Genomic DNA, 9,895 nt, shown 5'->3' with positions numbered 1-9,895 from the left:
GGCGGGAATTCCGGGCGGGACAGCTCGGGAGAGAACACCATGCACCTGGTCGGGACAGGCCGCCCCACCGCCTTCGTGAGAGCCGCCGCGGCGGCTGCCGCCGCACTGACGGTCATCTGCTCCACCACCGCCGCGGCGGCCCCGCGGGCACCGGCCGGGCACGGTCATACACAAGCGGCGCTCAACGCCCTGCATCAAGCCGGTATGTCGGGCGTCGCAGCGGAGGCGGAAACGGCGGAGGGCCGGTGGTTCGGCTCGGCCGGCTACGCGGACACCGCCACCCGGCGCGAGCGGACCCCCGAAGACCACCTACGTGCGGGGAGCATCACCAAGACCTTCATCAGTGTGGTGCTCCTGCAACTGGAGGCAGAGGGGCGGTTGAGCCTCGACGACTCCGTGGAGCGCTGGCTGCCCGGTGTGCTGCGGGGCAACGGCTACGACGGCAACAAGGTCTCCATCCGTCAGCTGCTCAACCACACGAGCGGGATCCACGACATGGTCTCGACCCCCGAGTGGCGGGACTACATGAACGGCCCCGGGTTCCTCGCCCACCGGTACGAGACCAGGACGCCGCAGCAGATCATCGACATGGGTCTCAAGTACAAGCCGGATTTCGAGCCGGGCAAAGGCTGGAACTACTCCAACACCAACTTCGTGCTCGCCGGCCTGGTCATCACGAAGGTCACCGGCAAGTCCTATGCGCAGGAAGCCGAGCAGCGCATCATCAAGGCGCTCGGCCTCACCGAGACGCACTTCCCCGGCACCGACCCGAAGATGCCCGCACCGCACGCGATCGGCTACTCCAAGCTCTACGCCGAAAACCCCGGACCCGAGATCTACGACGCCACGGAGTACAACCCCGCCTGGTCCGGGGCCACCGGAGAAGTCATCAGCACCACCGGGGATCTCAACCGCTTCTATCAGGCGCTCCTGCAAGGGAAGTTGCTGCCCACTGCACAGCAGAACGAGCTGCTGGCCACGGTCAAGACGGGCACGTTCTACGACTACGGCCTCGCGCTCGTCGTGCGCACCCTCTCCTGCGGGGTGAAGGTCTACGGCCACGACGGCATCGTGTGGGGCTCACTGACGAGTGCGGCGACCACGCGCGACGGCAAGCACAGTCTGACGTTCCACCTCAACAGCGACTGGCTGGCCGACGGCACGCTCTACGACAACGTCTTCGAGGCGGAGTTCTGCTCCAAGCCCACCTTGGCAAAGCCCATGAAGGGGCTGGACAGGGACGTGCACCCGGCCAGGTGAACGAGAACCCTGCTTCGGCTCGCACCTGGGGTGATTCCCACCCGGACGGGGGTAGTGGGGGACAGCCATCAGGTGGAAGGGATGCCGGGTGACGATTTTCCTGTCCCCTGCACTGAGGTGAACATGAAGGCGAACCCGTCGGAGCCGAGCCGTCGAACCAAGAAGACCGCCGCCACCAAGGCCACTGCGCGCAAAACGACCGCCCGCAAGACGACCGCCCGCAAGACGACCACCGCCCGGGGAGGGCGAGGGGGCAATGCTGCGGGAAGCGGCCGAGGTGCCGGCGGCAGCGGCGAACTCCGGTCCGGTGGTGTTGCCGGTACCGCTCTGCTGGACGGTGTGAATTTCCGCGGCAAGGGCGTCCAGTACGCGGAGGTGGACGGGATGGCGGTGTTCGAGGGCGACATCGTCCTCGGCACCGTGCAGGAGGTGGAGGATGCCGCTTCGGCGGCCCGTGATGAGTTGATGCTCGCCTCGGTCGGGATCCCGGGGCAACAGTTCCGCTGGCCGAACGCGACCATCCCCTTCGAGATCGATCCCGGCCTTCCCGACCAGCAGCGCGTCACGAGCGCGATCGCCCATTGGGAGTCCCGTACCCGTATCCGCTTCGTGCAGCGGACTCCCGCCAACGCGGCGCAGCTCCCGGACTTCGTGAGCTTCGTTCCGGGCAGCGAGTGCTCCTCCAACATCGGCCGACGGGGCGGCAGGCAAACCATCAAGCTGGGCCCCAACTGCTCCACCGGCAACGCCATCCACGAGATCGGCCACACGGTGGGCCTGTGGCACGAGCAAAGCCGCGAAGACCGCGATCAGTTCGTCGAGATCGTGTTCGCGAACATCGACCCGTCGATGCAGCACAACTTCCTTCAGCACGTCACCGACGGCGATGACCTGGGACCGTACGACTACGGCTCGATCATGCACTACCCGCCCACGGCGTTCGCGATCGACGACAGTCAGCCGACCATCGTGGCGCGGCAGCCGCTGCCTCCCGGCGTGCAGATGGGCCAGCGCGCAGCGCTGTCACAGGGCGACATCGACGGCGTCCACGCGATGTACCCGGCACCTTCCGCCACGCTCAAGGAGGTGGCCAAGGACCCGATCAACGACTTCACGCTCAAGGAACTCGCCAAGGACCCGGTGACCGACCAGCCCCCCAAGGTACCTGGCTTCGATCTTCAAAGCCCCGCGTTCGGCAGCCCGTTCGTGCTGGCCACTCCGCATCAGTCGCCCTCGCTGACCGGCCAGGCCGACGGGCTGGCCGAACAGGTGCGCCAGCTCGTCCAGATGGTGGGCGTTCTCCAGCAAGGCCTTTCGGCCGCGGCGGCGAACCACAGCAGCCTCGTGGCCCAACTCTCTCCTCTGCTCGCCGGTACCGCCGGTCAGCCGCGATGATTCTGATCGTCTCCTACGACGAGGATCACACCATGGGGGTCATGCGCCGGCTGGAGACGGCCGGTCGAGAGGTGGTCCGCGTCGACCTGGCCGACTTCCCGGCCCGTGGCGAGATCACCCTCGACTACCCCGCGGGCGGGCAGCCGGACTTCGCGCTCACCACCCCCGACGGGCAGGTCCCACTGGACCGGTGTCAGGTGGCCTGGTGGCGGCGGGTACGCCCGTTCACCGTCGACCGGACGCTGACCACCGCCCGGGACCGGGGGTTCGCGGCCGGTGAGACCGGCCACGCGCTGCACGGTCTGTTCCACTCGCTCAGCTGCACATGGGTCAATCCCCCCATGCTGGACGAGATCGCTCACCACAAGCCCTACCAGTGGGACGTGGCGCGCCGGGTTGGTCTGGCGCTGCCACGCACACTGGTCACCAACCAGCCGGAGAGGGCTCGCCGGTTCATCCAGGACGTCGGCGTCGGACGCACCGTGTTCAAGGCGTTCCTCGCCAACGTCGATGCGTGGCGGGAAACCAGACTTGTCCGCTGGGAGGACCTGGCCCACCTGGAAGCCGTACGCTACGCCCCAGTGATCTTCCAGGAGTTCGTACCAGGGGCCGATCTCCGCGTGACCGTCGTGGGCGATCGTGTCTTCGCCGCCGAGATCGACGCCTCGGCCACCAGCTATCCGGTCGACATGCGGATGGTGGTCGATGAAGCCCTCGTGCGACCCGTGACTCTCCCTCCGACTCTCGTCGACGGACTGCTTCGGCTCATGCGCCGCCTAGGTCTCGTCTACGGCGCCATCGACCTGCGTCGGCGCCCCGATGGGCAGTACGTGTTCTTCGAGGTCAACCCGGCGGGACAATGGCTGTTCGTTGAGGAACGGACGGGCCTGCCGATCACTGCCGAGGTCGCCGCGCTGCTGTCGCGGATCGATGAGAGAGGCCGGCAGCAGGCGGCGGCACCGCGGTCCCTGGTGGGCAGGTCGGGATGAGCAGCACCGTCAGTGGCGTCGTGTCGCTGCCCGCCGAGGCACCGGCAGCCGTGGCGGCTCGGGTCCTGGTGGAGGTCCGCAATGTCTCCCTGGCGGACGCACCCTCGGTCGTCGTGGGTGCGCAGGTTCAGACGGACGTGCCACTGCGGCCAGGTGGCCGCATCCCCTTCAGTGTGGATGTCCCCGATCTCGACCCCGGCGACTCGTACGGGCTCCGCGTCCACGTCGACCTCGCCGGAACGGGAGTCCTGGAGCCGGGCGACCTGATCAGCACCCAGTCCAACCCCGTCCCGGCGGAGCCCACCGACGAGTTGGTCGCTCCCGTCAGCCCGGTGTGAACGTCGGGGCCTGCTCCGGCCTGTGCCGTCATCCGCTGCCGCAGCCGCCGTTCGGTGATTTGTCGGTGGAGCAATCCGCCCTTAGGCCAAGTACCGGTGAATCACCGGCCGGAGGAGTCTTCCCAGGACTGTGTGCGGCAGATGAGCAGGGCGACGTCATCGGGGTCTTCGGGGCGCCGGAGATCGCGAAGGAGCCGGTCGCAGGTTTCTTCGAGGGAGCGGTCGGGTGCGTCGAGCAGGTGGAGGAGGGTTTCGAGGCGTTCGTCGATGGGGTGGTGGCGGGTTTCGACCAGTCCGTCGGTGTACAGGACCAGTTGGTCGCCGGGGCCGAGGCTGAAGGTGGTGGTCTCGAAGGGGACGCCGCCGACCCCGAGCGGGGTGCCGGTGGGCAGGTCGAGCAGTTCGGGGTGCTTGCCGCTGCGTACGAGGGCGGGGGGCAGATGGCCGGCGTTGGCGATGTGGCATTCGGCGCGGCCGGGGTCGTAGACGGTGTAGACGCAGGTGGCGATGTAGTGCTCCAGCCCTGAGGTGATCTTGTCGAGGTGCTGGAGGACCTGGGCGGGGTCGAGGTCGAGGTCGGCGAAGGCGCTGGTGGCGGTGCGCAGGCGGCCCATGGTGGCGGCGGCGTCGATGCCGCTGCCCATGACGTCGCCCACGACGAGGGCGGTCTTGTCGCCGTCGAGCGGGAGGACGTCGTACCAGTCGCCGCCGATCTCGTACGTGGCTTGTGCGGGCCGGTACCGGGAGGCCACCTGCAGACCGGGAAGGTGCGGCGGGTGGTCGGGGAGCAGGCTGCGTTGCAGGGTCTCGGCGGCGTTCCGCACGCTCTGGTGCGACCGGGCGTTCTCGATGCACACGGCGGCGCGGGAGGCCAGCTCGGCGGCGAGGGCGAGGTCGTCCTGGTCGAAGGACAGCGGGTTGCGGGCGCGGGTGAGCCCCAGGAAGCCGAGGATGTGGCCGCGGGCGGTGAGCGGGGCCAGCAGGTAGGAGTGCACCCCGGCGCGGGCCAGCAACGTGGCGGCGTGGTCGTTGCCGGCGATGTGCGCCAGGTCGTCGTCATCCGCGTGGGAGATCAGGATCGGGCGGCCGGTGCGCACGCATTGGGTGGCCAGGCGGTCGGCGTCGAAGGCGGCGGTCTGGCCGGGTGGATCGGTGGCCTGGACGGCTTCGGTGGGGTAGGCGGCCTTCACCGCGAGGGCGCGAAAGAGCGCGGGGCCGTCTCTGGGGGAGGGGCGGTGCTCGTCCAGGACGGAGTCGAGGACGTCGACCGTGACCACGTCGGCGAGCTCGGGAACGGTGACCTCGGCCAGCTCTCGGGCCGTCTGTCCCACCTCCAAGGTGGTGCCGATGCGAGCCGAGCCGTCGGCGATCAGGGCCAGGCGCCGCCGGGCGTCGGCGGCCTCCATGGCTGCCTGGTACCGGTCGGTGACATCCACCACCAGGTCGGCCACCCCCAGAACACGCCCCTGCGGGTCGTCCAGCCGGTACAACGAGATCGACCAGGCGTGCTTGCGGCCCGGGTCGGCGGGGGTGCGGCCGACGATGGTGGACTGGTCGACCATGGGGATGCCGGTCTTGAGGACCTGCCGCATCGCGGCCTCGGGCACCTCGAACTTCGTGGAGGTCATGATCTCGCGGTAGTGCCGGCCGAGGTGGTCTTTCGCGGGGATGCCGTGCATCCGCTCCAGGGCCGGGTTGACGGCCACGTACCGCAGATCGGTGTCGAGGATCGCCAGCCCGATGGGGGACTGGGAGACCAGCCGGGTGGACAGGGCGACGTCCCGCTCCACCTCGCGAAGCGTCGGTGAGTCGGTGGCGAGCCCGAGGGCGTAGAAGTCGCCGCGGTCGTCCAGCAGCCGCATGTTGCGCAGCTCCACCAGCCGCGTGGTGCCGTCCTTGTTCCGTGCGGGGAACGTGCCGCCCCAGCTCCGGCCGGTCTCCATGACCTCGGCGAACTTCTTGATCACCAGGTCCCGGTGCTCTTCGTTGACGAGCAGCGGCGCCGCGTACTGCCCGAGCGCCTCTTCGGCGGTGTAGCCGTAGAGGTCCCCGGCCTGTGGGCTCCACAGGACGATCCGGCCATCGGCGTCCAGCAGCACCGCGGCGACACCGAGGAGGTCCAGCAGCCCGCTCGGCTGCGACGGGCCTCCGTCGGGCTGACCGGCGTCCGCCGGCTGCCCTTCAGCTGTGGTCATCGCAGGCACTCCTTCCGCCTGCCGGCATCGCGCGGGCCGTCTGCTGGCGCCGGCCCCTGGCCTGCCTGCTGTGTCTGTAGGCGCTGCGGCTTCCATGGTCCCCCCGGATCGGTCGACCACACCATTCAGAGGCGCTCGTGGTCTCGGGGGTCGGGGGCTCATGTCTCTTCGCTGTATATCCGAGAGCGCCGGACAGCCCCTCGTACAGCCCTCGTACAGCCCTTCCCATCGTGCTGCCTTCGGTGGCTTGGATCGGGTTCTCCGCCGGGCAGGTCGGTGACAGTGAGCGAGACATCGACACTCTCGGTACCAGCGGTGCAGGGGGCTGCGCGCCGTCGCCCGAGCGACTCTTCTGGCGCCGGTCCGCAGCGACTCGCGGGGTGCCTTGATGTCACCGGCTCACTGGGCGTCGCGAGCCACGCGCTTCACGTACGCACCGAAGTCGCGCGGCTCGCGCCCGAGCGCCCGCTGGACGCCGTCGGAGAGGTGGGCGTTCCAGCCCTCGCGGATTGCTGTGAACAGGCCGTCCATCAGCGCGATCTCGTCGGCGCCCGCGCCCAGCGCGGCGAGGTGCGCCGTGTACTCCGCCTGCTCCATCGGTACGTACCGGATCTCGCGGCCCGTCGCCTGGGAGATCTCCTCCACGGCCGCGCTGAAGGTCAGCAGCCGCGGCCCGGACATGTCGTACGTCTGCCCGGCATGCCCCTCCTCTGTGAGGGCGGCGACGCCGACCGCGGCGATGTCCTCGGCGTCGATGAAGGGCTCCAGGCCGTCGCCGGTGGGGAGGGCCAGCCCGCCCGCCTCGATGGCCTCCGCGAAGAGGGGCAGCTCGGTGAAGTTCTGCGCGAACCAGCTGGGGCGCAGAATGGTCCATCGGGCGCCGGACTCCCGTACCGTCTGCTCGGGGACGAGCAGCTGCGGGTGGTTGAAGTCCTCCACACCGCGAGCCGAGAGCAGCACCAGCCGGCGCACTCCCTTGGACACCGCGAACTCGACGAACGCCCGCATGCGTTGGCCCGCGTCCGGCCGCCCCTCAAGACCGACGAGGAAGGCCGCGTCCGCTCCGTCGACCGCCGGGCCCCAGGTGCTCTCGTCGTCCCAGTCGAATCGGGTACGTCCCGAGCGGGAAGCCGCCCGTACCGGAACACCGCGCTCCGTCAGCTGTGCCACCACCCGGCTGCCGACCTTGCCGGTACCACCAAGAACCAAGATCTCTTTTTCGCTCATGCCCAGAAGTCAACCAACATCGACTGAGACGAACCATGGCTGGATCGCTCACATCCATATCCGTGCGTCTAATCTGGTCCGCATGGACGCTCTTGAGAACCTCCTGTACGAGGCCCGGGCGCACAGCGCGGTGATCTCGCAGTCGATCCTCGATCCCCCGTGGGCGCTGAGATTCGTGGACGGGGCGCCGCTCACGCTGGTCACCATGCTGCGCGGCCGCGCCTGGATCACGGTGGACGGCCTGGAGCCTGTCGCGATCGGGCGCGGGGACATGGCGGTGCTGCGCGGCCCCGTCCCGTACGCCATCGCCGACGACCCGGCGACCCCGCCCCGCGTCCTGATCGACGGCGTGGACAACTGCACGAGCCCGCAGGGCGACGACCTCTGCGCGGAGACTTATCTGGCCCCGAGAACCTGGGGCGACAGCCTGCATGCGGCGCACTCCCTGCTCATCGGCACATACCAGGCCCGGGGCGATGTCTGCGACCGGCTGCTGGACGCGCTGCCGCCGCTGCTGGTCGTCCCGGACGAGTCCGAGCACTGCATCATCCTCGACCTGGTCGCGGCGGAGATCACCCGGGACGCTCCGGGACAGCAGGTCGTCATGGACCGGATGCTGGACCTGCTGCTGGTGGCCACGCTGCGCGAGTGGTTCGAGCGGCCCGAGGCCAACACCCCCGGTTGGTACCACGCGTTGGGCGATCCGGTCGTCGGCGCCGCGCTGCGCCTGCTGCACGACGACCCGTCGCACCCTTGGACGGTGGCGGCCCTCGCCGCCAAGACCGGGGTCTCCCGCGCGTCGCTCGCCCGCCGCTTCAACGAACTGGTCGGCGAGCCGCCCATGTCCTACCTCACCGGCTGGCGCATCTCGCTGGCCGCGGATCTGCTCCGCCACCCGGATGCCACGATCGGCTCCGTCGCCCGCCGGGTCGGATACGCCAACGCCTTCGGCCTGAGCAGCGCGTTCAAGCGGTTGCGCGGCATCAGCCCGAGCGCCCACCGCACCGCCGCGTACCGGCTCCACTGAGCTCGGCGGCGGCCACCGACGTCCGCCCCGCGCCACCGGGCTTGCCGGCAGCGCGCGTTGCGACTGTACCTACTAGTATGTACAGTCGTGATCATGGATGCGAGGGACCGGCTCACGAAGAGCACCCGTGAGCTCCACGCCGGGAGCGCCCTCTTCGGGCCGGCGGGTGCGACCATCCGTCGTTTTGACGAGGCATCGGCCAGCCGGCCGACAACCTTCATCGCTTGTTCTCCGGCCACCGGTGACGAGCCATTGATCCCACCGCTCTGAAAGGAGAACCGCTGACATGCCATTCGTTCGTATTGACGCGTTGGGGGCCGACAGCGATCGGCTCGACGCGCTCGGCCGCGCCGTTCACGACGCCCTGGTCGAGACGATCGGCTTCCCGCCCGACGACCGGTTCCAGGTCCTGGTCGGTCATGACGGCACCAGCAGCACGCTGCGCTACGACAACTACCTCGGTGTGCAGCGCGACGACGGCATCGTGTACGTCGCGATGACGATGCGCTCCGGGCGCTCGCCCGCGCAGAAGCAGGCGCTGTACCGGCGGATCGCCGAGCTCGCCCACGAGTACGCGGGGACCGAGCCGCGGAACATGTTCATCGTCCTGACCGAAAACGAGTCGATTGACTGGTCGTTCGGCGACGGGGTGGCGCAGTACGTCGATTCTTCCGACGCGGCCGGCGAGCGATCGGCGGTCGCCAGGGACTAGGGGCGGGCGGCGCTGCCCCCCGCTGCCTCAGGTCCGGGCGGGCCTCGGCGAATAACCGGATGCGGGATGGTTCGCCTGTTCGTAGGGTCGGCAATCATGGAACCGCTCAGTGAGAAACAGATCCGCACGTCCTTCGTGAACTGCACCAAGGGCGAGGCGGCTCGGCTCAAGCTGCCACTCGGCTTTGCCGAACTCCCTTGGGAGGAGCTGGACTTCCTGGGCTGGGTGGATCCGGGCGCGCCGCTGCGGGCCCATCTCGTACTGCCCCGTACGGACGGCCCGCTGGGGATCACCCTCCGTGCCCCTGCCACGAAACCCAGCAGTGCCATGAAGTCCAGCCTGTGCCAGATCTGCCTCACCGGGCACGCCTCGTCCGGCGTCAGCCTGCTCGCTGCGCCGCTGGCGGGTGTGCGAGGCCGACAGGGCAACACCGTCGGCGTCTACGTCTGCGCCGACCTCGCCTGTTCGCTGTACCTGCGGGGCAAGCGCCAGCCCAAGCTGCGTGTCGTGCGTTACGAAGAGGATCTCACCGTGGAAGAGCGGGTCGCTCGCGCAACGGACAATCTGGACGCCTTCGTGGCGAAGGTCACCGGGGGTTAGGGCCTGACCCATCGGACAGGCCCTAGCTGTATTGACCTGGAGCGTTGTTCACACGGTTGATGGGTGGCTTGTCGTCCAGTGCGGTGTGGCAGCGGTGGTGGTTGTAGGTGTGGAGGAAGTCTGCCAGGGCAGTGGTTCGTTCGGTGTTGCTC

The 9,895-nt window shown here is 69.1% G+C and carries 9 protein-coding genes and 1 pseudogene; 7 read left to right on the top strand and 3 right to left on the bottom strand.

Annotated elements, in window-relative coordinates:
• From AB0I10_RS38900 to AB0I10_RS38885, 4 genes are all read left to right on the top strand, one after another.
• Positions 1-1,260 (top strand): serine hydrolase domain-containing protein (locus tag AB0I10_RS38900; protein ID WP_363157478.1); only part of this gene is annotated, 1,260 nt, incomplete at its 5' end.
• A 123-nt stretch (positions 1,261-1,383) separates the two neighbouring features.
• Entirely contained in the window at positions 1,384-2,655 is a 1,272-nt protein-coding gene (legP, locus tag AB0I10_RS38895) for a Dot/Icm T4SS effector Zinc-dependent metalloprotease LegP (RefSeq protein WP_363157477.1), read from the top strand.
• Positions 2,652-3,644, top strand: coding sequence for an MvdC/MvdD family ATP grasp protein (locus AB0I10_RS38890; protein ID WP_363157476.1), 993 nt, complete (start codon positions 2,652-2,654; stop codon positions 3,642-3,644). Before legP ends, AB0I10_RS38890 begins: the two co-directional genes overlap by 4 nt.
• Complete coding sequence (locus tag AB0I10_RS38885) at positions 3,641-3,982, top strand: YbaY family lipoprotein (RefSeq protein ID WP_363157475.1); 342 nt, start codon at positions 3,641-3,643, stop codon at positions 3,980-3,982. The genes AB0I10_RS38890 and AB0I10_RS38885 overlap by 4 nt, the downstream gene beginning before the upstream one ends.
• Positions 3,983-4,083: 101 nt before the next feature.
• Here AB0I10_RS38885 and AB0I10_RS38880 read toward each other — a convergent pair whose 3' ends face one another.
• Positions 4,084-6,177, bottom strand: coding sequence for a SpoIIE family protein phosphatase (locus AB0I10_RS38880; protein ID WP_363157474.1), 2,094 nt, complete (start codon positions 6,175-6,177; stop codon positions 4,084-4,086).
• 399 nt (positions 6,178-6,576) lie between these two features.
• Complete coding sequence (locus AB0I10_RS38875) at positions 6,577-7,404, bottom strand: NAD(P)H-binding protein (RefSeq protein WP_363157473.1); 828 nt, start codon at positions 7,402-7,404, stop codon at positions 6,577-6,579.
• Between the two features lie 82 nt (positions 7,405-7,486).
• On the opposite strand from AB0I10_RS38875, the gene AB0I10_RS38870 reads away from it, so the two are divergent.
• The 3 genes from AB0I10_RS38870 (at position 7,487) to AB0I10_RS38860 (ending at position 9,743) form a co-directional block, all read left to right on the top strand.
• A complete protein-coding gene (locus AB0I10_RS38870; protein ID WP_363157472.1) occupies positions 7,487-8,431 on the top strand; it encodes an AraC family transcriptional regulator in 945 nt (314 codons plus the stop codon).
• A 286-nt stretch (positions 8,432-8,717) separates the two neighbouring features.
• The gene (locus AB0I10_RS38865) at positions 8,718-9,143 is read left to right on the top strand and encodes a tautomerase family protein (protein ID WP_363157471.1); all 426 of its coding nucleotides are present in this window, start codon (positions 8,718-8,720) and stop codon (positions 9,141-9,143) included.
• Between the two features lie 96 nt (positions 9,144-9,239).
• Positions 9,240-9,743, top strand: a complete 504-nt coding sequence (locus AB0I10_RS38860; RefSeq protein ID WP_363157470.1) for an FBP domain-containing protein — start codon at positions 9,240-9,242, stop codon at positions 9,741-9,743.
• A gap of 22 nt (positions 9,744-9,765) precedes the next feature.
• On the opposite strand, the pseudogene AB0I10_RS38855 reads toward AB0I10_RS38860, so the two are convergent.
• Positions 9,766-9,895, bottom strand: a pseudogene (locus tag AB0I10_RS38855) (IS481 family transposase); the annotation flags it as partial.

Source organism: Streptomyces sp. NPDC050636 (genome assembly GCF_040654775.1).
Classification (GTDB): Bacteria; Actinomycetota; Actinomycetes; order Streptomycetales; family Streptomycetaceae; genus Streptomyces.
The sequence above is the reverse complement of the archived record's forward strand: the minus strand, read 5'-3'. Positions and strand labels throughout refer to the sequence as shown.

Bases quoted from the DNA above. Each gene is read 5' to 3' on its own strand.
- AB0I10_RS38870 (WP_363157472.1), top strand. From the start codon at position 7,487: ATGGACGCTCTTGAGAACCTCCTGTACGAGGCCCGGGCGCACAGCGCG.
- AB0I10_RS38880 (WP_363157474.1), bottom strand. From the start codon at position 6,177: ATGACCACAGCTGAAGGGCAGCCGGCGGACGCCGGTCAGCCCGACGGA.
- AB0I10_RS38865 (WP_363157471.1), top strand. From the start codon at position 8,718: ATGCCATTCGTTCGTATTGACGCGTTGGGGGCCGACAGCGATCGGCTC.
- AB0I10_RS38885 (WP_363157475.1), top strand. From the start codon at position 3,641: ATGAGCAGCACCGTCAGTGGCGTCGTGTCGCTGCCCGCCGAGGCACCG.
- AB0I10_RS38890 (WP_363157476.1), top strand. From the start codon at position 2,652: ATGATTCTGATCGTCTCCTACGACGAGGATCACACCATGGGGGTCATG.
- AB0I10_RS38875 (WP_363157473.1), bottom strand. From the start codon at position 7,404: ATGAGCGAAAAAGAGATCTTGGTTCTTGGTGGTACCGGCAAGGTCGGC.
- AB0I10_RS38860 (WP_363157470.1), top strand. From the start codon at position 9,240: ATGGAACCGCTCAGTGAGAAACAGATCCGCACGTCCTTCGTGAACTGC.
- legP (WP_363157477.1), top strand. From the start codon at position 1,384: ATGAAGGCGAACCCGTCGGAGCCGAGCCGTCGAACCAAGAAGACCGCC.